A 22,658-nucleotide genomic window follows, 5' to 3' on the forward strand; every position below is an offset into this window, starting at 1 on the left:
CGAGTGTTGGGGCAAGAGCGTTTTGGTTACTTTTGCGCTTTTCAAAAGTGACCCGCTGTAAGAGCGGAACCAATAGTGGCCATCACTCAAATAACGGATATGTACTCACCCCCCAGATCAAAACCCAACCCCCTGCAACGGCAACTCATAAGACTTCTTAACCGTCCGAACCACCAACGTAGAAGAATAAGTCCGAATCGGAATATCCCGATAAGTCTCCAAAAACCGATAGATATACTCGGTGTACTCCGCAGCATCCCGAAACTTCGCCACCATCACAAAATCAAACTCCCCCGTCATCAAGTAGCAGTCCTGAATCTCCGGATGACTAGAAAGTATGTGCTGCATCCTGCGATCAATATCATTGCTATCCCTATCCAACTTGATCAGAAAAAACGCCGTCACCTGGATTCCCAGCTTGCGCTCATCCAAGACCGCCACTTTCGCCTTGATAATCCCCACGCTCTCCATCCGGCGAATCCGCCGGTAACAACTGGTGGAAGACAGCCCCACACTGTCGCTCAACAACTCCAGGCTCTGGTCGCAATCCTTTTGCAACTTGCCCAGGATCTTCAAATCCATGGCGTCTGTCATCGGTTCCAAATCGTCCTTGAAAATTGCAATGAATCCGTCGCAATGACGGGCCAATTTGCACAAATCCTGCGCAGTGGCTAGTTAACATCGATTCAGCTTAGCAGCCCGGCCAACACCTGGCCTCAAGGCGGCATGAGAGGGATCTTATGATAGTCGCGAAACCGACATGGACCGCTGATATCCAGGGACTTTTCAGCGCACCCTACTGGATACCCGCCAGCCAGCGCGCCGCCGTTGCGGCCACCTGGATCGGCTGCATGAATGCCTACGATGTGTTCCTGGAAGACCCGGCGTCGGTCAAGACCTGGTCGCAAACCATCTACCAGCACCTCGCCTCGCGCAACATGCCGCTGACCACCGACCAACAGCAGTTCTGGCCCATCGATGCCCTGGAAACCTTCCGCCTGTGGGTCAACCAGGGTTGGCGGCTGGACAGTATCTCGCCCTTCGACCTGGCCGAGCGCATCCCGCCACCAGCGCTGCCGCACCCGGTCAAGCGCGTACGCCAGGACATCCGCTCGCTGAGCGCCGACGAACTGAACCTGTACCGCGCCAAGCTGGATGATGTGATGCGCATCGGTGACCCCGACAGCGGTTCGCCCTGGCAGCGTTACGCCTACATCCATACCAACTGGTGCCTGCATTACCAGGAAGCCTTCGCCCTGTGGCATCGCGCCTATCTGCTGTACCTCGAAGCGTTGATCGACTGCGCGATCCCTTACTGGGACTGGATGGCCGCCGACGCCAGTATCGACGGGAGCCCCCAGGCCGGCCTGCCCCAGGCGTTCCTTGATGAAACCTATGTGCACCCGCAGACCGGCGAAGTGCGGCGCAACCCGTTGCGGTATGCGGCGGCCAAGGACGGCTGTTCCAAGGTGTGCGCCACCGCGCCGGTCGGGGACGTGGATTGCCTGTACGTGCAGCGCAACCCGCTGTTCTATACCCAGGGCGAGGCCTTTCGTTTCGAGCGCACCCAACTGTATGGCATGAGCCGGATCTTCCAGCAGCAGGTGGTCGATGCGCTCACGTTCACCACGTTCAGCCAGCCCCAAGGGGTGCCGGGTTACCCCTGGGCCAACATCACCAGCTTCGACCCGCCGCAACCGAATGACCTGTATCCCAACCGCGCGCTGAATTTCGACGGGCTCTACGAGCAGCCCCACGACAACTATCACGGCTGGATCGGTGGTGACATGGCCGACAACGCCTACACCGCGTTCGACCCGGTGTTCTGCTCCTACCACGCCAATATCGACCGCATGCTGGAAGTCTGGATCCGCGCCAACCCGGCGGCGCAGTACACCACCCAATGCCTGTTGCAACCCTTCGCTGGCCATCAGGCGGCTGAGGTGAGCTTCACCAGCGCCGACGCCTGGCGCTACACCAGCCTCGGCGACATGGCCCAGGACAGCCGGCACATCGGCTACGACTACGGCACCCCGGTAGCCCCGCAGTTCGGCGCAGCCAAGGCTGCGTGCTGCCATCAAAAACAGGCTGCCATCACCGGCCCCTGGGTGGTGTTCGATCACGTGCGCTGCACCCACGACACTTACCTGATCGACGTTTTCCTCAACCAACCGGACGCCACGGCGCAACACGCGAATACCGACAACCCGCATTACGTCGGACGCTTCAGCCGCATCGGCATGGGCCTGGTGGACGACAAGGGCCGCTGCATCACCCAGGGCGTCTGCCGCGCACTGAATGCCGCGCGCAACGCCCAGGTGCTGAACCTTAAACCGAGCGATACAGCGCAGTTATCGCTGATCGTGACCCATCCCGATACTGGCCAGGTATTGACGCCCGATGCATACGCGCCCCTGCCTGGCTTTATCGCGCAACTGGTGTGGGACGACCCACGCCAAACCTCTGCCGGGCCCGCTCCGGGTACCGGTTGCTGCTCCACTTCCACCACCGCCAATGCTGGAGAACCAACATGAGCACGCCCTTCACCCAATTCACCTCCCCGGCCGAACAAGCCCCCAAGGACTACAACAAGCTAGGCCTGGAAAACCAGTTGCCGACCTTCGAAACCGACTGGAACAACAACGTCACCGGCTGGACCCAGATGTCGGTGATCGGCAACCCCTGGTCCAACCTCAACGACGCACCGCGCTCGGGCTACTACAACCCGATTGAAAGCGGCTACGGCACACAGACGCCAGTGACCATCACCTGGCAGCCCTTCCCCAACCGGCTGTGGACGTTTTTCTACAACGAGGGCGCCGCCGTGGTCCCGCAACTGGGTGGCAAGGCCATGACCCTGGACCAAGTGATGCAGCTGACCGATCACGGCCAGATCACTCTCAACAACACCCTGTACTCGCTGTACCCGGACCCGAAGGCGACCCAACTGCAGATCCCCAGCGTGCTGTGCAAGTCCATCAACTGGAACGGCCCCTACGCCGACTTTTCACCCTCGGGCCCACGGGGCTGGCTGGATGAATACTGCGAGTGGTCGATCACCCGCGATCCCGACGGCAATATGCGCAGCATCATGTTCACCAGCGAGAACCCGGCGTATTTCCTGACCATGTGGAACATCGACCCGCAGGCCGTGCTGGGGCTGTACAAAGCCTATGTCGACCCACAAGTGAAGATCGAAGACCTGTACTTGCGCTACACCGCCAACGGCCCGACCGGCAACGCCGGCGACCCGGTGCTTGACCCCACCACCGGCCAGCCCGCCTACGACACCGTGAATAAATGGAATTCCGGCACTGTGCGCATTCCCGGCGTATCGGGCGGCGCGATGCACCTGACCTCCGGCCCCAATACCTTGAGTGCCGAAATCTACCTGGCAGCGGCGGCGACTATCTTGCGCCCGCTCAACAGCAGCCGTAACCAGCAAAGCCTGATCTGCTGCGCCCAGTACGGGCAGAACTACCGCAACTCCGATCCGCATATCGGTTATTCCGCCAACCAGGAAGCCGTGAAAGCCCTGATTTCCTTGACCAACCCCATCGGCCTGTACCTGCAACAACCCAAGTCCTTCAGCACCTGGAAAGGCCCGCAAGGCCAGGACGTGAGCAGCTACTGGCGCATCACCCGTGGCACCGCCGGCACCGGGCCGAACAACTCCGACCAGATCCTGCAGGCGGTGTTCGAGGTGCCGGCCAGCGCGGGGTTCTCGATCAATGACATTACCATCAACGGCACGCCGATTGACTACGTGTGGGTGATCGCCAACGAGCTGAATGTGGCCTTGAGCGTCACCCCGGCACCGCTCAGCGGCACGCCCAAGGAGTGCGATTGCGTGGCGGCCAACAACACCGATGCGCAACCCTGGCCCGTGCAGTTGCTGCCGATTGACCTGTTCTACGGCCAATCCCCCAGCGACTTGCCCGCCAGTTTTGCGCCTGGCAGCTCAGGCCAGTTCGTGCTGGTGGTGCAAGGCGCCGACCCGAACACCACGGCGGCGGATGCGCGGGTGCAGTTCTCCAACCCAGGCATCACGGCCCAGGTCACGCAGTTCCTGCCGGATGCTTCGGCGATTCCTGGGCAGACCGACAGCGGCGGCACCCAGGGCTACATCATGACCGTCACCGTCAGCAGCAACGCGGCGCCGGGGCTGGTCAGCGTGCGCGCGCTGAACCCCAGCGAAGCCGCCAACCCCAGCGCCACCCAGCACCCATGGGAAAGCGGCCTGGCGCTGGTGCCCGTCGCCTGAGTGCCTCCCGGCCGCCCATGCCTGGCGTGGGCGGCCGCCTCTTGAGTCTTGAGCAAGGAATGCGACCATGAACGGATGGCTTCGCCCGCTGCGCCGGGCACGCTTGAATGTGTGGTGCTGGATAACCTGCGCCCTTCTCCCCTTCGCACCCGCACCGGTCAGCGCGGCGTCAGATGCCCAGAGCTGCGTCAGCCAACTGGTGTTCGACCCCACCAGCGGCGGTTTCCTGCCGGTGAACAACTTTGGCACCGAGCAGGACTTTCTCAACTGTTTTGGCTGGCAACTGTTCATCGCCATGAACTGGCCGGTCAACCCCGGCTGGCCAGCCAACCCGAGCCTGGCCGGTGAGCCGGACACGCAAAGCACCGCGGCCCAGTTCGGCGTGCCGCCAACGCCTGGCCAGCCCATGAGCACTGCCCCGGTGTGGGCCAGCTACAAGGATGCCAGCGAGATCTTCCTGCCCGGGGCGCCCAAGCCCTCCGGCTGGGGCGTGGAAACCCGGGTGCCGTCCAATTGCACCGCCACCGGCAACCTCAAGGCGTTTTCCACGGGCGCGCGTAAATTCATTACGGCCACCTCCGAAAGCGCGATCAACCGCAAGCACCGCTTCCACTTGTCCAGCGGTACCCAGGTGACCTTGCCGGATTCGATCATGGAGGCTTCCGGCGGCTGGCTCACGGACCAGTCGGGCAACCTGGTGTTTTTCGAGCGCAAGGTCGGCAAGGCCGAGTTCGACTACATCGTCGACAACGGGCTGTACGACGCCGCCAACCAACTGATCGTGGCGCAGAACAGCGACAACCGGCACCCGGCCGGCCTGTCATTGCCCGCCGGCAAACTGGTGCGCGAGCTGCCGGCCCAGGCGCTGCCCCAGGAAGAACTCGGCGCCCTGGAACTCAAGGCGGCCTGGCGCGTACTCACCAACAAACCCGAGCTGTATGGGCGTTACCTGACCACCGTTGCCTGGCTGCAACGCCCGGATACGCTGCAATGCACCCAGGAAGTGGTGGGCCTGGTGGGCCTGCACATCATCAACAAGACCCAGACCCAGCCGAACTTCATCTGGACCACCTTCGAGCAGGTCGACAACGTGCCCGACGGCGGCGCCACCCCGCCCGGCGGCTACAGCTTCAACAACCCGGCCTGCACCGGTGACGCGTGCACGCCCAACGTCGCACGGGTGCAGTGCGATGCCACCCACACGCCGCCCAACTGCACGCCCCTTGATCAGCCGGTGCAGGCCACGCGGGCCAATGCCACGCCCCAAGACCTGCAAGCGCTGAACACGGCGGTGCAGCAGACTTTCGCGCAGAAGACCCAGGGCCAGTCGGTGTTCCAGTACTACAAACTGGTGAATGTGCTGTGGTCCAAGACGCCCAACGCGCCCAACGATCCAGGCCCTGGGCCCAACGTGAAGGTGCCGCTGTCCTATGGGCCGTTTGTCAGCGACCAGAGTGTCGTCGTCGCCAATACCACGATGGAAACCTATGTGCAGAGCGACAACTGCAACGACTGCCATCAGTACGCGGCGATTGCCGGCGGATCCAAGCTGGCGTCGGATTTCTCGTTCCTGTTTGGCAATGCCGACTCGGCGAAGAATACGCGCCTGATCAAACGCATCGAGGCGTTCAAGACCCTCAAGGACAACCCGTAGCCGAGGCAAAAAAAAGGGGGCGATCAGTGATCGCCCCGAACAGTACAACGAGAGGTTCTTTCCAAAGTCTTACAGGCTGATCTGCTTACGCTCCTCATCCGTCAGCCGCGCCCGCGCCTGTTCACTCAACGGCCCCGCGCCCAGTACCTGCACTGGGCTGTTGGGGTTGTAGCCAGAGGTTTTCTGCGCCGGTGCAGGCTCCTGTGGCAACGGCTCGCTGCCCAGGCTCAACACCTCAACCGTCATGATCGACGGCCGGCCCTGCTTGGCCGCTGCCTGCTGGCTGCGCGCCGCGTCTTCCGCCGCCTGGGACGCCGCTGCCCCGGCCGCGCTGGCCGAACTCATGGCGTTTGTGTTGACCGCCGCAGACACCGGCACCCCGGACGACTTGCCCTGAGTCTGGATGTTCGCCGCGTTCACCACACGCAAGGCGGCAATGTTGACGTTGCCCGACACACGAATGCCCGCCTCGCCCGCATCGATGGTGCCCAACGGCGCGATCAGGTCGATGTCCCCGGCTGGCACTTCCGGAATCGGGTTGAGCGTGGCAATCCCCGCACCGGTGCTCGGCACCGACGGCGACAGGCCGACGTTGCCCCAGTTGTCATAGACACGCTTGGGCGGCGTGTAGACCACGGTGGTCTTGGAGCCGCGACCGGCGTTGATGTCGCCCTCGGCGGTCCAGCCCATGATCGAACCGCCGAAAGTGGTCATGATGCGGCTCTGGCCAAGCAGGATGCTGCCCATGGAATACAGCTGGATGTCCCCCGCGCCCTGGGTGATCACACCCGCTGTCGACGGCGGCGCCGTACCTTCGATGCCGAACGTCTGGCTGCCGCCTGGGGTGAGCATCTGGATCGAGCCACCGAAGTTGGTGTGCACGCCCGCGCCGCCGAACATCGTGATGTCGCCTTTGTAGGTGACCGGGTTGCCGGCCACGTCCTTGTCCGGGAACAGCGCTGCAATCGCCTCGCGGCCACGCAGGTAACTTCCCTGGCGCACGCTGCCATCGGTGTTGTACTCACGGCCGGCGGCCTTGAGCTCGGCGAAGTACACGTCACGGGCGAACACCCGTTGTTGCTCGGCGGGAAGTGCCGCGTAGTAAGTACGGGCCTGTTCGGTGTCTCCGGTAAAACCGAAGCGCTCGACCAGCCAGGCGAGCAACTCTCTCTCGTAGGTCTTGGCGACCTTGCTACCCTGGATCGACTCACCCGGCTGCGCCAGGTTGGCGGGGTTCAGGTAAGCCTCGACAAACCGGCGGTAGTCCGGCCCATTGGGGCCGACGCCGGCTTGCAGGACAATACTTGCACCCGCTCGGTTGTCGCCGGCCGCCACGGCGCCCAGACTGTTCACACCCACCTGGTCATCCATCTGGATATTGCGCCCGGCCGTCAGCTCAAGGGTGCCGGGGCCCGCAACGTTGAAACTGCTATAAAGGATGTCGCGCCCGGCACTGGCAATGGAGATATCGGTTGCGCCGGTGTGCACGAACAGGTTGCCGGTGAACGTGTATTGACCGGTGCTCACGTCCCCCCCAAGGGCACCGTTCAAGCGGGTACCGCTGCTGACGATATCGCGTCCGGCGAGCATCCATACCGGGCCTGCACCTTCGTAGTAGGTCTGTCCGAATCGTGGGTCATTTGCCCCGTAAATCGTGAGCGCTCGCCCACTGTTGACCCCCAGCAGGTCACCGCGCAGTGCGTAGAAACGGGCCGGCTCCAAGGCGTCGCCCCACGCCATGCTGGCGGTGTCAGGGCCAAACGCGAACAGCGGATGAAGCCCCAGGCGTGCGATGTTGCCATCACTGGAAAGATTGCCACTGCCTGCGACCGGCAAACTGTTGATGAAGCCCAGGAAAGCAGGATGGTGGATCGTCGCCAGGCTTTGAGGGGCGGCGCTGGAACGGCTGATGGTCAAGTCGCCGCCGTAGATCGAATCGCCCGCCAGCAGTTCCAGTTGCCCGTTGGCCGACGGTGCCAGCACCAGCGCCTGCAGCGGCTGCGGTACATTCGGGTTACTCGTTGACGCACGCCCGTAGTACAGGCTGCCGCTGGCGGCGACCGCACGCAATGTGGCGGGGTAGACCGCCGCCATATCGGTTTCCAGCGTCTGGGTCAGTGGTGTGAGGTTGCCGCCGGAGGAGAACAGATCGACTGCCGTACGCTCGGTCCACAGGCTGAACCAGCTCTGCCCTACCCCGTTGACGCCTTCCTTTGCGTAGGCCAAGGCATTCATCTGCGGTGCACGGCCTGGATCGGCGACATCCTGGAGTACCAGGTCGCCCCGGGTCGCCAGGCTGAAGGTCGAATCCCCTGGCAGCAGGCTCAAGCCGCCCGCTGCCATGGCCGACGTGGAGCGCAGCGGGTCGTAGGCGCGCACTTCGCTGGGGCTCTGGTCCCTGAGCTGGTTGCCGTAACGCAAGGTCAGGCTGCCCAGGCTGCCGCCCGTCACCTGTACGTGGCCGCGCAGGTTCACCAACGAGCCATTGAGGTGATCGACAGTGACCTGACTGGCGGGGTTCAGCGCACCGCCCACCCGCAGGTTCAAGTCGCCACCACCGGTCAGTTGCACGCTGCCATCGGCCGCGACCCGCCCGGTACCGCCGACCGCCAGAACCAGGCCTTGACTGCGGGGGCTGACGTTCTGGGCGGTTGACGACAGCGGGCTGATGATCCCCGCATTGCCCCCCACATCAACCGTGAGGTTGCCGCCACCCAGGGTACCGAACCCGGTAAAACCGACCATTTGGTCCGAACGGACGTTGGCGACGTAAGAACCGAAATTGATCCACCAGGCGGTCGCTTGTGCCTGGCTGCCCCCGAGGTCATTGCCCTGTCGCCACAACCAATTGCCGACATTGGCTGAATCCTGCCCCAGGTCGACAGGCACAGGACGCGCCACGCCACTCTGCGCAGGGCTGGTGATATTGCCTGTCAGGTTGCCCCCCACTTTCACCAGCACATTACCGCCCGTGTCCGGGTACCAGGCGCGGTACAGGCTGCCGGTTTCACCGTTGACCCACTTTTCGTTACCGCCTGCGTTACCCAGGACCTTGCCATTGCTGCCCTTGGCGCGCTTGAGGTTGTACGGGTCGCTAGCCGAGGTTGCAGTGGAGGAGCTGCCGGCGGTGTAGACACCGTACAACGACTCCATGCTCAGGTTGCCTGCTGCCAGCAAATCCAGGTCCGCAGCGCCGGTGCGGATGACACTGAATCGCGTACTGCCGCCCGCCAGCAAGGTGTAGGCATCGCCTTCGGACGAGCAGTATTCCGGCATGTCGTCACAAATTCCGGGGTAGGCGAAACCATCATTCACATCGATGGGCTTGCCCACCATGCTGTTATCGCCATAGACATCCAAAGAGCCCTGCTCTGTCCAGACCAACGCACCCTGCCCGTACATCCCATAGTGACTGTCGGCCAACCGAAGGTTGCCCGTGACCGGATGCGGTTGCAGCAGGCGACTGTCCGCCGCGCCGGTGTCCGCGCCGGCCACCAGCCGAATCGACCACGCCTGCGAGCCTTCCTCCAGCATCGGCGCAATCGCCCAGTTCTTGCCCTGGCGCCCGGCGTCGGCGACACGCAGCTGTACCGAGTCTGCACCGCCCGGCAGCTTGACATCGGTACCCGACGGCAACAGTGCGCCACGGGGCAAGACTTGGCTGCCCGCCAGCTTGATGCTGGTGGCCAAAGGCACCCCCTTGGGCCAGATCAGCCCCTTGACGTTGGCCGAGCTGCTCAGCAAGGTGCCAGCGTCCAGTGTGCTGCCGGCGACGAGGGTCTGGCTCTGAGTCAGCAACGTGCCTGCGGCGAACAGCACATTGCCCGATGCGTCCCGAACGGCGGCCGCCAATACCGTACCGGCAGGCAGCACCAAGGGTTGGCTGAGCGTTGCCGCGACGGGCAACCGCGTGCCGGCAGGAAGGAACAGCGGCTGCGTCGACACATCGAAATTGAGCGTCACGCCGCCTGGAAACAGCGTGCCATCCGCCAGGGTCACGCCACTGCCCGGCACCACCACCGTGCCGCCGGTGTAGTCGATACCTGCACGCAGGACCCAGCCATTGTCATCGTCGGTTTCGGGCGGCGGCGCGAAGCCGTCGTTGATGCTGCCGTAGATATTCAGGTCGCCACCGGCGCGCAAGGTCAGGCTGCCGGCCTCGGTGAGCTGGGTCGACTTGAGGCTGGCGTAGCGATAGCCGGACAGGTCCAGGTCGCCCTGTACCACCAGGTCGCCGTCGGGCGTCTTGCTGATGATCTCCACACTAGGCCGCAGGTGGAAAACATCGCCGTAGGTGGCGTTATTCAGGCCTGCCAGTTTGTTCTGCAGCAGGTTGGTATTGCCGAGCGCGGCATTGATGAACGTCGTGCTCAGTGCGTGCTTGCCGTCGAGGTAGGCTTGGTCGATCGCCTGGTACGGACGTCCGTTCGGGGTGGCATCGGTCTTGGTCGGGGCATCGTCGTAGGTGACCATGCCATTGAGCGCGATGGAGCGCGCACCGGTGATGGTCAGGCGCCCACTGGCATCGATGGCAATGTCATTGCTGCCCAGACGCGGCGCATTGAGCTCCAGGGTGCCGCGGCTGCGCCCGTCATTACCGGCCACTGCCCCCGTGCCATGGCGCAAGTCGATGCGCACGCCATCGGCCAGGGTCAACTGGCCCTGGCCTGAGCCGAGCACAACGGTGGCGCGGTTCGGCGCGTCGATGACCTTGCCATAACTGTCCACGCGCACTTGCGTGCCATGGGCATCGAGCACCGCCGTACCGTCCAGGACCAGGCCGTTCCTGGCGGCCAGGTTGATGCTGCCGACGCGTTCGCCGCTGGCGTCTACCAGGCCGGTAACACGCAGGCTGCCATTGTCGACCGAAACGTTGACGCTGTTGGCCTTCACATCGCTGCCGATGATCAGATCGCCTTGCTTGAGCTGAAAGCTGCGCGAGCCATACACCTGGCCTTGATTGAGGCGTTGGTTGAGGGCGGCGAACTGTTCATTCAATGTGCCGCTTGTGCCCAGCCGCTGGGCCTGGACCTCCACCGCGCCCGCCAGGTACGGCACCCACGTACCCCCGGCATCGTATTCGCCGCTGCTGCCGGCGACGATCCTGCCCGCCAGGTCGACGGTGCCCGCCGCGCCCTCTAGGGCCACCGCCCGCAGCCGACCCGCCTGGTTGTGCTGCGCCGACAGGTCGATGGTCGAACCGGCCGCCTGCAGCACGTTGCCCGCACGGCTTTCCAGCAGGACCTCGCCGCCAGCGCTGTATTTAGTCAGATCGTTGAACGCAATGGCCCGGCCGGCCACATCGATCAATGCTGCGTCAGTCAACACCACATCGCCACGGGCGCCCAGGGTGAGCTTGCCGCTGGGCAATACCACCGCGCTGGCCAGGCGGATGCTGTCGCCCTGCAAAGACAACTCGCCGCCAATGCCTTTCGCCTCGCCCACCGGACCCGCCGAGGCGCTCACATCAATGGCGCCACCGGCAGTGATCCGGTTGACTGAGCCGGCTTCACCGGTCATCAAAGGTGTGAGGATATTCAGGTTGCCGCCACTGTAGGCAAAGCCCTTGACCGCGTCATACGCGCCCTGACGCTGGTACACCGAGAGGCTGCCTTTATGGTTGGCGGTGATGCGCTGGCTGGCGTTCAGGTTGACGTTGGCAAAGCCCAGGGCCAGGCGGCCCAAGGACTGGGTGGTGCTTGGCTGGGCAAAATCCCCATAGCCGAACTCGATGCGCTCGGCATGGATATCCAGGCGCCCACTGCCGCTGCCGGCACCGTCGGTCACTGCCGCCACAGGCGGTGTCTCGGCCCCCTGCCAGATCAGGTTGGCGGTGTGGATGGTGGCCACATCGTTGGCGCCGCCCGAACCATAAATGGCCGGCGTGGACAGCATCAGGTTGCTCAGCATCGACTTGCCGGTCGCCGAATCGTAAGTGTCCAGGGTCGTGGTGCCATAGAAGTTGAAGCTGTCGCGTGCCGACAGCTGCAGGGTTTCCAGGGCCGGCGCGCCAAATTGAGTGTCACCCCGCAGCAGGCGCTCCAGGACTTGCTGGGTGAGGGTCATGCCCACCGGCAGGCGATTGCCGGCAGCGGCAGCAGCCAGGGCTTCGGGGCTACCGACGTTGATGCTGGATACGCCCAGGTTCAGGTGGCGGGTGCCATAACGCACGTCCGCCCCCATCTGCAGGGTGCTGTCGGTCAAGGCCACGAGCGTGCCTTCGGAGTACAGAGCGGTCTGGCCGCTGCACGGCGCGCTGGTGCAAGCCCCCAGCTCGATCCCGCCGCTGGTCACACCCGCCATCGGCGTTGCTGCGACCACGTTGAGCAGGCCGTTGGACACCGCCAGCATATTGGGCATGTTGTAGACAAAGCCGTCACGTGCGTCATAACTGGCGTTGCCGCGACCAATGGTGTTGATCGAGGCCCCCTGTTCGACGGTTATCTTGCCGGTAGAAGACACCAGCAACACTTCCGGCGCCGCCAGGTTCGCGCCTTCGCGCAGGTTGATGTTGCTCAAGGCACCGTTGGCCAGGTTGATGTAGTTGCCGCCCTGACCGTAGGTCACTACCGTCAGGCCACCGATCAACAGACGCGCCGCGCCGAGCGCGTTGAGGCTGTCGGCCTCGACGCTGATGCCGCTGAAACCCGTGGTCGCGCCCTTGCCTGCCGCGACAATCTCAATGTCCTTGCCCGTGCTCTTGTTGCCATTGGTCAACGCCACGGTGCCACCGTAGCCGCCGTCGGCGGCCTCGAAGCGACCGATACCCTTGAACGAAAAGGCATTGGCACCCGCACCCGGGCTCAGGTTAAGTTGCAGGGTCTTGGCATCCACCGGCAACAACGCACGCGGCACCCCAAGCCGGGCTGCATCGGCCACGGCGAATTGCGCATAACTGGTCTCGTTGTATTGGGAATAACGGCGCAAGGTGTCGGCGGAGGTGAGGATCACCTGGCTCGCCGTACTGTTGCCGATGCCGGTATTGGCGATGGACAAGCGCCCCGCAGTCGACCATGAGCCGTTGCGCAGCAGCTGTGGCGTGCCCTCGCTGCCGAGCCCCGCCAAGCCGTTGATTTCCAGGCGGAAGGCCCCCGGCATCAGGGCATATGTGGACGGCATCAAAGTGTAGGTGCCCGCTGTCAGCCCCGGCACGCCGGCACCAATCGTGATTTGCTGGCCAATCAACGGGTCGCTCGCCCCGCCCTCCGGCCCCACCGGGGCATACCCTGGTTGCACGCCCGGCACGATCGCATAGACCGGGTTGGTGCCCAGCCCCGGCAACACAAAACCGCCGGTTGCCCCGAATTGCACCAAGGGGTTGTAGCGCGCATCGGTAGAACCGCCGCGCCCGGAAATAAACCCGGCCCCGAGCAGCTCGCCGCCGCCGGACAGGTCCACGATAGCGCCAGGCTGCACCGCCACCGATTCGCCACCCAGGACCATCCCGACATTCAGGCTGCCGTTCGCGTTGGGCAACGCCCCCTGCCCAAGGAATGTCACGGTCTTGCCGTTGTACTTGTAGACCTGGCCGTCCACGGTGCCGCCGTAGGGCAGCACCAGGCCCTTGCCACTCACCGATGTCAGGCTGCCGGGCAGCAGCTCGACGCGGCTGGCCCCCAGGTTGCCGATTTCGATCAGGCCCAGGGGCGCACGTACCACCCCGCCCTGCTTGATCGTGGGGCCGCCCAGTTGCAGCCGGCCGAACGCCGAGTACGGCATGGCGGCATCAGCAGTCCCCGTGCGCGCGATCGTCAAGGTGCGGGTCGGGTCGTACTTGAAGCCAGAGAAGGCATCGATAAAACCGGCCAGCACCCGTGCGCCGACTTCCGTCGCCGGGTACAACTGCGCGGCGCGCAGCGTCATATCGCCTTTGGTCATCAACTGAGTACTGATGCCCTGCGCGATCACATCCGCCCCGGCACCGGCCAGGAACCGCAGGTCACCCTGGCTGCTCAACTGCACATCATCGAACCCACGGCGATCGATGCCCTGCTTGCTGGCATCGCTCAACGTCAGGTCACTCTTGTTGCCAAACAGCACATTGCCGCGCACATCGATCAGGTTGCCACTGGCCTGGAACAGCGCCTGGCTGGCACGTTGCGACATGTTGGACGCGAGTACCGGATGCAGGTACTGGTCCTTGCTGGGGTCAAGCGGCGCAAGGATGCCGGCCAGCAGCAGATAAGGCGCAGACAGGTTGATGCGAGCGTTGGCGGCGGCGTTTTCGGCAAGGCCCATGGCCCCGCTGTACAGGCGCAGACTTTGCCCCATGTTCAGCGACACATCACCGTCGAAGCTCAACACGCCATTGCTGAGCAAGGCCAGGTTATCAAAGCCGCCGGTGGTGACCTGGTCCACACCGAGGCGGCCATGACCGTACTCGAGGGTATTCGGGAGGGGGCTGGCTTGATGGGACTGGCTGAGCACCAGTTCACGCACCTTGAGCACCGAGTCGGTGACCGCCGCCTTGAGGTAGTAAGGCGTTTCCAGTGCCAGCGACAAACTGCCGCCCGCCGCACCGGCACCGCCGGCCTGGGCGACAAAGCTGCCATCCAGATACAGGCCGTTGTTGGACGCAAAGCTGATGCTGCCGCCATTGCTGGCCACCTGCACCCGGCCCTGGCCCGGAATGTCGAGCATTGCCTGAGCACCGGAAGCGTTCAGGCGCGCGCCGTCGCGCACCACCACAAACAGGTCGCTGGTCTTGGCAATCCCGGTGGCCAGGTCAATTTCGCCGCCGAGGCTGATCCTGCCACCCTTGCTGACCTGGCCGTAGAGGCGACCGCGATTGTCCGCGGCACTGACCGCACGGGCTGCCACATCGATCACCGCGTGGTCGCCGACCCAGATCGAGCGGTTATGCCCGGCGGCATTGGCCACCTCGGAACCGACAGCGGTCAGGCCACCCAGACTGACGCTGCCGCCCCAGGCATTGAGCGTGCCGTTCAGGGTCAATTGGCCGACGCTGCGCAGGTTGATGCTCTGGCCCGGGTCGACGTTGATCACCGCGCCCCGGCCCACTGTCAGGGCCGTGGTAGCCAGTTCGGCCGCCGTGGATTCCTGCCGGCCGGCGGTCAGGGTCAGGCTCGCGCCACGGCGCTGGGTCAGCACGCCTTTGGCAGCGTCTTCCTGATACAGCGCAGGGGTCCAGCGCTCCAATACCGTGGCAGGGTTGCCACCGGTTGGCGCAGCGGACGTCTGCTCGCCAAGGCGATACACCGGCGTGGTGACATCCACCTGGGTGCCGTCAGTGACCAGCAGGCCCTCGTTGCCGGTGATGTCATAGGCCGAGAAGCCCTTGTTGAAGAAGTCTTGCGCCAGTTGCACGGTGCCGGCGTCAGGCGCCCCATCGCTGTTGCCGATCTGTACCTTGCGGGCCTGCAACGCCAGGGTGCCGCCGCCATTGACACCATAACCACGAATCTCGCCCTCCAGCCCCAGGCTGCCCAGTGCCCCCAAGGTCACGTCACCGCCCTTGCCGCCGATGAGCTTGCCATCCACCCCGAGCGTGGCGCCGGAAGACGCATCCACCACGCTGCCTGACGCCAGGTTCAGGTTGCCGGTGCTGCGCAGCGACACCCTGCCGCCGTTCACATAGGCCACGCCTTCACGAAGGCTCGGCTCCAGTGCCAGATTGTTCCAGCGCCCAGCGGCGTCCAGCTTGACGCCTGTCGCCACATCGACCCGTCCGCTGCCCGCGAGGATCACATCGCCGACGGTGTTGCCCGAGTTGAGGTTGACCTGATTGAGGATGTTGCCCGCGTTGATACTGCCCCCCCGGGCGGTGAGATTGGCGTTGATACCGACCCCCGGTCCGAACAAGGTGATGTCGCCGCCGTCTGCCACCTTGAGCGCGCCATTCACCGTGATCTGCTGCTTGGCGCCCACCTTGATCGCACCCAACTGGTAACCGTTGAGCTGGTCGCTGTCGAGCACCATCTTGCCTTGGCGATCCGCCGGCAAGGCGGTGGTGAGGTCCAGGCCGTCGGCGATTTTCTGGGTATTACTATCGATCAGCACCTGGTCGGCGGTGCCGCTGAGGGCATAGCGCAGGGTGCCGGTGGTCTTGTTGTAGATCGGAATGTACTGCCCGATGATCAACTGCGCCCGCTGGGCCATGGCCTTCTTGGATTGCTGGTAACCGTCGAGGTTGATGTTCGGCGCCTGGGTCTGGCGGTCGCCCTGGAACACATCGCTGATCACTTGCCCTTCCAGCACCGCGCTGGTGGTGCCGATGACCAGCTTGCCGGCGTCGCGGCCAACGGTGTAACCGGCCTCATAACGACGTTGCGGCGCAATCAGCGGGTTGTAGTAATACTCGGTCTGGCCCCAGCGTACGCTGTTGTCTTCATAGCCTTTGTATAACCCCGAATAAAGGATATCGCCCGGCGCCTTGGACAGTTCATACAGCTGGCCATTGGGCCCCTTGAGCCAGGTCTGCTGGATATAACCGGCCTGCACATCCACAGTGCCGCCCGACAGGTTGATCTGCGCACCCTGCTGGGTCACCACGTCCTTGCCAGTGAACGTCACGGTGCCGCCCTGGGCCATCCATTCGCCGACCGAGTGGCCCTGGGTGCCGAGGTAACCGCCCACTTCCAGCAGGCCGCCGGCCGTGTACCAGCGGTCCGTCGCATAGCCATTCGTGCCTGCCGGTACAAATACCAGCTCGCGCAGGTCCACCCACACATCGTTGTTGATCAGTTGCCCACCGTCACGGTTGACCGGTGCATCGCGCTGCTCGTTGCCCTGCACGTTGATCTTGATGTTGTTGGATTCCATCGACACCTTGACGCCGACCGCACCCGACACATCGATCATCGCCCCATCGCGCACCAGACTGCGCCCGGTGGCGCTGACCGCCACCTGGCCACCGGTAGCCAGGGTGATCGAGCCTTTCTGGAAATCGACGGTGCCGCCACTGACGATCTCGATGCGCGACTGGTCGCTGCGGTCGGCCACGGTGCTGAGGTTGTTGAACTGGCCAGTGATCAGGTTCGCAGGCGTGCCATCAAGCTTGATCAGGCCGTTATCCTTCTGGCCGTTGAGCGCGGTGCTGCCACTGCTGTCCAACAGGATCGCGGTGGTGCTGCCCTCGCCCAGGGTTACGCTGCCGGTGGAGTCGGTGGCGGAGTTGAGCAGGTGAATCGTGCCGCGTGTGTCCACCGAGGTGCTGGCCAGGGCCACGCCGTTTTGTTGCACCTGATGCCCGGTCAGGGTGATGTCGCCGGTGGAGGCCATGATCAGACCACTGTTGGTGACTTTGCCGGCGCTGCTGCCGGCGTTGAGACGGGTCGCCACCTCGTTGCCGCGCGTGGTGGAGCGGTCGTTGCCGGTGGTGCCGACGCCCTTGCGAATGTAGAAGCTGTCACCGGCGGCCAGGGTGGTCTGGCCCTTGGCGGTGATGATAGTGCCGGCGTTTTCCACTTCGGTACCGAGCAGCAAGGCATAGCCGCCGGCGTCGGTGGAGGTGGCCGGATTGTGGGTCTGGATCAATGCTCCGCGCTGCACTTCGACCTTGCCTGCCGCATCGGTGAAGGTCGGCTGGGTGCCGTTGGCATCGACGTAGAGGCCGCGCTGGGTGAACTGATCGTCGGTGATGGTCGCTGCCGCCGCCACCAAGTTACGCACGTTGACCTGGCTGGTGCCGCTGAACACCACGCCGTTGCGGTTCATGATCATCACCGTACCGGCGCCGTTGATCTGGCCCTGGATCTCACTGGGGCGCGCATTGGGATCGTTGACGCGGTTGAGCACCGCCCAACTGGCCTGCTGCTGGAAATCCACGGTGGTGTTGCGCCCGACGTTGAACGTTTCCCAGTTGAGGATTGCCTTGTCGGCGGTCTGCTCGATGGTCACCGTGGTCTTGCCACCGGACTGGCTCTGGGTCGGGCCCTTGGCGTTGGTCCAGCCCTGGGTCAGGCCGTTGTCCACCTGCAAGCCGCCCTTGCCCAGGCCATCGGGAACGTTAGAGACCTGGCCGAATGCCGCCTGGCGCCCCGCCGCTTGTGCGGCCTGCTGGGCCGCGATCGCCGCGACGCTGGTGTTCAAGGTGCTGATGGAGCGCGACAACTGCTGCTTGACCCGCGCCTGCTGGTTCAATGAGGGAATCCCCGGCACCTGGCCCGCGCCAGTGCGCGCCGCCGTGGCCGCCTGGGACGCGCCCTTGTCGGCAAACCAGCCGGAACTGAACGCTGTGGCCGCCTGGGCATTACCCGCCACCATCAACAGCGCAATGGCATGGGCCAACGGCTTGAGGCGCAGGACAGTCGCTTGGGCTTTCAGGTTTACCGGTGATTTGCAGCGGACCATCTGGAATCTTCCTTCTTTGTTTTAGCCCAGGGGCAAGACAAGCTCACGTATGAGGGTTAGGCGGTTGGCGAGGGGCGCGACTGAACTTCTGTCATGGAAAGTTCACATGAGGCTGTTAGTGCGGGGCAAAACGACACAAACGCAAAAATCAGCAACGGCACAGGCCGTTGCTGATCAGGTGTTGCCGGTCGGTGAACGCTTGGGTTACTGCGGACGACCGATGCCGTTGCAGACGTTGGTGTTGCCGATGCTCAGGGCATTGGAAGCGGTCAGGAAGCTACCGCGAATAGCGATTTTCCAGTTGTTTGGCAGTGGCACGAAAGCGTTGGCTTCGATCGCTGCGTCGTTGTTGGCAGACGAACCGTAGTGCTTGGTGAAGAAGTCACGCACTTGGGTGGTCTGGGTGGCATCGGCGTAGCACTGGCTGAAGATCACGTTGGTGAAGCCCAGGATTGGGTAGCCCGACGTTGGGTAAGGCACCACACCTGCGGTGTTGGCTTTGCCGAACACGGGAACCCAAGCGTCAGGGTTGCCACGGTCAGCAACAGCTGGCAATGGAACAGCGTTGATGGCAGCGGATACGTTGCTCGAAGCCGGCGATACACCCTGGACCGCCACACCGTTGACTACGTCCTTGCCCACGCGAGCGACTTTAGTTGCGTCATCCAGACCGGCCAGGGTCGGGGCGGCAAAGTCAGGGCTCATGTAGGTGATACCGCCGTCGGTACCGGCCAGGGTGGTCATCACGCCTTGGCTGCCAGTTGCGGAAACAGCACCGGCAGGCAAGCCACCGGTGTAGCTGGTGCCGAAGGTGGTGGTGACATTGAAGGTGCCGGTTTCAGCGCACTTGGCATTCAGGAAGCGCGTGAACAGCTCGGTGGTGCCACTGCTTTCGGTGCGGTAAACCACTTTGATGGCGCCACTGCGACCCGAACCTGTGATACCGCTCCAGTCGGCGATACGACCGGAGAACACACCGCACAGCTCGTTGACGCTCAGGTCAACGGCAGCAGTACCGCTTTTGTTGAAAGGGATGGCAACCGAAGTACCCACCGATGGCACCTGGATCAGCTTGCCCCAGGTTGGTTGCTTGGCCGATACGTAGGTCGACAGTTCAGTGGCGCTCAGTTTGGAATCGCTGCCCGCCCAGTGCACGTTCAGGTTGGAAACGCCAGCCTTCAACTTGGTGTAGTCGTTGGTCAAGAAAGCTGCCTTGCCATTGCCGCTGCCCACACCGATGTAAGGGGCAAAACCTGCGGTCAACACGCCGGATGTCTGGTACAGCGCTTGTGGCAGAGTTGCGCCGCCGCCGTTGATGTCGGCCATTGCAGCCTGGGCCGAGCACAGTGCAGCGAGGGTCATGGATACCGCGAGAACGTTGCGCTTAAACATGAAGAATCTCCTTTCGTCGTGTTTGTACGTTTGGGGTAGATGGCTCTTGCATGACGCCATGGCTTCGGTCCCAAGCCGTATTGCGGGGGTGGCTGGGGGTGAAAACCATGGAGAGAAAGTCGCAGTTCCCGATGACAACTGTGGGAAAAAACCTCGGGAGGAACACCTTGATTTCTAAAAAGATTCTCGGGTGTTTTGGTCATGGTTTTGGGCGGTTTGGGCGCAGGTGACAGCGAGGTTTCAGCAGGCGCGGCTGGAGGCCGCGCTGGGTGTGAAAATGTGACGCAATGAGGAACCCGAGGTCGGTCGGGTGAGCTACGTGACCAGTTGATTAATTTCAATGATCGGCAACAGCACCGCCATGACAATCACCAGCACCACGGCGCCCATCACCACGATCATCAGCGGCTCCAGCAACGCGGTCATGCCCATGGCGCGGCGCTCGATATCCCGCGACAGGGTCTGCGCCGCACGCTCCAGCATCGGTGGCAGCGAGCCGGTTTTCTCGCCGCTGGCGATCAGGTGGATCAACACCGGCGGGAACACCTTCTCCACCGCCAGCGCCGGGGCCAGGTTGACGCCCTCGCGTACCTTGGCCGTGGCGTCGTTGACACACTGACTCAGCCGATCATTGGACAGGGTCTGCCTCGCCGCTTCCAGAGCGCGCAACAGCGGCACCCCGGCACCACCGAGAATCGCCAGGGTCGAGGCGAACCGCGCGGTGTTCAGGCCCAGCACAAAACGCCCGATCAGCGGCAGGCGCAACACCCGGCTATGCCAACTCAAACGCGCCACCGGGTTGCGCAAATACAAGCGCCAGCTCCAGAAGCCGCCAACGATCCCGGCAAAACACAGCCAGCCCCAGGCGCGAATAAAGTCACTGGCGTTGAGCATCGCCAGGGTCAACCCCGGCAGATCCTGACGCGCCTGGGAAAACGCACTGACCACCTGCGGCACCACGTAGCTCAGCAGGAAAATCACAATGCCGATGGACACCAGCCCCACCACGCCGGGGTAGATGAACGCGGTGAGGATCTTGCCGCGCAGGTTGTTGCGTTCCTCGATGTAGTCAGCCAGGCGCTCCATCACCTGGGCCAGGTCGCCGGACTCCTCCCCCGCTGCAATCAACGCGCGGTAGATCGATGGGAAATCCCGTGGCCGCGCCGCCAATGCATCCGCCAAGCGCATGCCCCCACGCACATCTGCACGCACAGCGGCAAGGGTCTGGGCGATGTGTTTTTTCTCGGCCTGCTCCACCGTGGCACTCAAGGCGGCTTCCAACGGCAGGCTCGCGCCCAACAGGCTCGCCAGTTGCCGCGTGGCCCACGCCAGGTCGTTGTCCGACAGCTTGGCGGTGAACAGGTTGCTGCCGGCCGCCGTTTGTTGATTACCTTCGATCTGCACCAGCAACGCCGTCAAACCCCGGCTACGCAGATTGGCAAAGGCCCCGCTCTGGCTGTCGGCCTCCACATGCCCGGCCTCGACTTTGCCGCTGGCATCGGCGGCCTCATAACGATAGCGATTCATCAGGCGTCCCGTGTCACACGCAAGATTTCTTCAGGCGCGGTGGCGCCGCTGCGCACCCAGCGCTCGCCGTCTTCACGCATGCTGAACATCCCGGCACGGCGCGCGGCCAGGCGCAGGTCCTGCTCGTTGGCGCCCTGGTGGATCAGGCTGCGCACATCGTCATCGACGCAAAACAATTCATGGATACCGGTTCGGCCGCTGTAGCCGATCTGGTTGCACTGCGCACACCCAACCGGACGCCACGTGCCCGGCGCGGCCGGGTCTTCCTGCTTGCAGTGCGGGCACAGGCGACGCACCAGACGCTGGGCCAATACACCGAGCAACGACGAGGCCAACAGGAACGGTTCGACGCCCATATCAATCAGCCGGTTGACCGCCGACACCGCATCGTTGGTGTGTAAGGTTGCGAGCACCAGGTGGCCGGTGAGCGAGGCCTGCACGGCGATTTGCGCGGTCTCTAGGTCACGGATTTCACCGATCATGATGATGTCCGGGTCTTGGCGCAGGATCGCCCGCAGGGCCAGGCCGAAGGTCATGTCGATCTTGGCGTTCACCTGGATCTGGCTGATGCCCGGCAGGTCGTATTCCACCGGGTCTTCCACGGTGAGGATGTTGCTGGTGCTCGCATCCAACCGAGCCAGGGCGGCGTACAGGCTGGTGGTCTTGCCACTGCCGGTGGGGCCGGTGACCAGCACGATGCCGTGGGGTTGGCGAATCAGGGTATCCAGGCGTGCCAGCAATTGCGGTTCCATGCCCAGGGTTTCCAGCTGCAGGCGCCCGGCTTGTTTGTCCAGCAGGCGCATGACGACGCGTTCGCCATGGCCGGTGGGCACCGTGGACACCCGAATGTCGATGGGCCGCCCGGCTACGCGCAGGGCGATACGGCCGTCCTGTGGCAGGCGTTTTTCGGCGATATCGAGTTGGGCCATGATCTTGATCCGTGAGACCAGCGCGCCATGCAGGGCCTTGCGCGGCGAGACCACGTCACGCAGCGTGCCGTCGACGCGGTAGCGCACCACGGAGTGGGTTTCGTAGGGCTCGATGTGGATGTCGCTGGCTTCGTCGCGGGCAGCTTGGGTGAGCAAGGCGTTGATCATGCGGATCACCGGGGCACCGTCCTGGGTGTCGAGCAGGTCGGTGATTTCGGGCATGTCTTGCATGAGGCGGTCGAGGTCGACTTCGTTTTCGGCGGCGCCCACTACGGCGGCGGCGCTGCCGGTGTCGGCGTAGGCGCTGGTGAGCAGGCCGTCGAGTTCGTCGTCGCGCACGTGTTCGAGGGTGGATTGGCCGAATTGGCGGTGGACTTCGCTGATGGACCAGCCGGGGGTTGAGGGGCACACGGTTAGCAGGTGGCCGGCTTCGGTGGGGCGCAGGAGGATGCGTTGGGATTTGGCCCAGGCGTACGGGAGCAGGCTCATAGTGGTGTGCCTTTTTGCGGGTGTACATATCCGTTTTTTGGGTAACGGCGGCTATTGGTTCCGCTCTTACAGCGGGTCACTTTGGAAAAGC

General features: G+C 63.7%; 8 protein-coding genes. 3 read left to right on the forward strand and 5 right to left on the reverse strand.

The annotated features are described in order from the left end of the window. Positions 1 to 117: 117 nt before the first annotated feature. On the reverse strand, positions 118 to 582 hold the full coding sequence (locus HX823_RS30780; protein ID WP_177078383.1) for an Lrp/AsnC family transcriptional regulator: 465 nt from the start codon (positions 580 to 582) through the stop codon (positions 118 to 120). A gap of 158 nt (positions 583 to 740) precedes the next feature. Between HX823_RS30780 and HX823_RS30785 the strand changes: the two genes are divergently transcribed. From HX823_RS30785 to HX823_RS30795, 3 genes are all read left to right on the forward strand, one after another. Next, a complete protein-coding gene (locus HX823_RS30785) occupies positions 741 to 2,534 on the forward strand; it encodes a tyrosinase family protein (protein ID WP_177078385.1) in 1,794 nt (597 codons plus the stop codon). Continuing rightward, positions 2,531 to 4,264: a hypothetical protein gene (locus HX823_RS30790; RefSeq protein ID WP_177078387.1), complete on the forward strand. Its 1,734-nt coding sequence runs from the start codon at positions 2,531 to 2,533 to the stop codon at positions 4,262 to 4,264. The genes HX823_RS30785 and HX823_RS30790 overlap by 4 nt, the downstream gene beginning before the upstream one ends. Positions 4,265 to 4,331: 67 nt before the next feature. Then, on the forward strand, positions 4,332 to 5,918 hold the full coding sequence (locus HX823_RS30795) for a hypothetical protein (RefSeq protein WP_177078389.1): 1,587 nt from the start codon (positions 4,332 to 4,334) through the stop codon (positions 5,916 to 5,918). A 69-nt stretch (positions 5,919 to 5,987) separates the two neighbouring features. Here the strand turns inward: HX823_RS30795 and HX823_RS30800 are convergent, their stop codons facing one another. The 4 genes from HX823_RS30800 to gspE all read right to left on the reverse strand — a co-directional run bounded on the left by HX823_RS30800 (position 5,988) and on the right by gspE (position 22,567). After that, complete coding sequence (locus HX823_RS30800) at positions 5,988 to 18,230, reverse strand: filamentous hemagglutinin family protein (protein ID WP_177078391.1); 12,243 nt, start codon at positions 18,228 to 18,230, stop codon at positions 5,988 to 5,990. Positions 18,231 to 18,434: 204 nt separating this feature from the next. Next, positions 18,435 to 19,622 carry a substrate-binding domain-containing protein gene (locus HX823_RS30805; RefSeq protein ID WP_038849508.1) on the reverse strand — a complete coding sequence of 396 codons (1,188 nt, stop codon included), beginning with the start codon at positions 19,620 to 19,622 and terminating at the stop codon, positions 18,435 to 18,437. 315 nt (positions 19,623 to 19,937) lie between these two features. Then, positions 19,938 to 21,149 (reverse strand): type II secretion system inner membrane protein GspF, encoded by a 1,212-nt coding sequence (gspF, locus tag HX823_RS30810; RefSeq protein ID WP_177078392.1) that lies wholly within the window; start codon positions 21,147 to 21,149, stop codon positions 19,938 to 19,940. Further along, positions 21,149 to 22,567 carry a type II secretion system ATPase GspE gene (gene gspE, locus HX823_RS30815; RefSeq protein ID WP_177078394.1) on the reverse strand — a complete coding sequence of 473 codons (1,419 nt, stop codon included), beginning with the start codon at positions 22,565 to 22,567 and terminating at the stop codon, positions 21,149 to 21,151. The genes gspF and gspE overlap by 1 nt, the downstream gene beginning before the upstream one ends. Positions 22,568 to 22,658 lie beyond the last annotated feature (91 nt).

The organism is Pseudomonas sp. P7759 (genome assembly GCF_013386445.1).
GTDB classification, from domain to species: domain Bacteria; phylum Pseudomonadota; class Gammaproteobacteria; order Pseudomonadales; family Pseudomonadaceae; genus Aquipseudomonas; species Aquipseudomonas azotoformans_A.

Bases quoted from the DNA above. Each gene is read 5' to 3' on its own strand.
- HX823_RS30780 (WP_177078383.1), bottom strand. From the start codon at position 582: ATGGATTTGAAGATCCTGGGCAAGTTGCAAAAGGATTGCGACCAGAGC.
- HX823_RS30785 (WP_177078385.1), top strand. From the start codon at position 741: ATGATAGTCGCGAAACCGACATGGACCGCTGATATCCAGGGACTTTTC.
- HX823_RS30790 (WP_177078387.1), top strand. From the start codon at position 2,531: ATGAGCACGCCCTTCACCCAATTCACCTCCCCGGCCGAACAAGCCCCC.
- HX823_RS30795 (WP_177078389.1), top strand. From the start codon at position 4,332: ATGAACGGATGGCTTCGCCCGCTGCGCCGGGCACGCTTGAATGTGTGG.
- HX823_RS30800 (WP_177078391.1), bottom strand. From the start codon at position 18,230: ATGGTCCGCTGCAAATCACCGGTAAACCTGAAAGCCCAAGCGACTGTC.
- HX823_RS30805 (WP_038849508.1), bottom strand. From the start codon at position 19,622: ATGTTTAAGCGCAACGTTCTCGCGGTATCCATGACCCTCGCTGCACTG.
- gspF (WP_177078392.1), bottom strand. From the start codon at position 21,149: ATGAATCGCTATCGTTATGAGGCCGCCGATGCCAGCGGCAAAGTCGAG.
- gspE (WP_177078394.1), bottom strand. From the start codon at position 22,567: ATGAGCCTGCTCCCGTACGCCTGGGCCAAATCCCAACGCATCCTCCTG.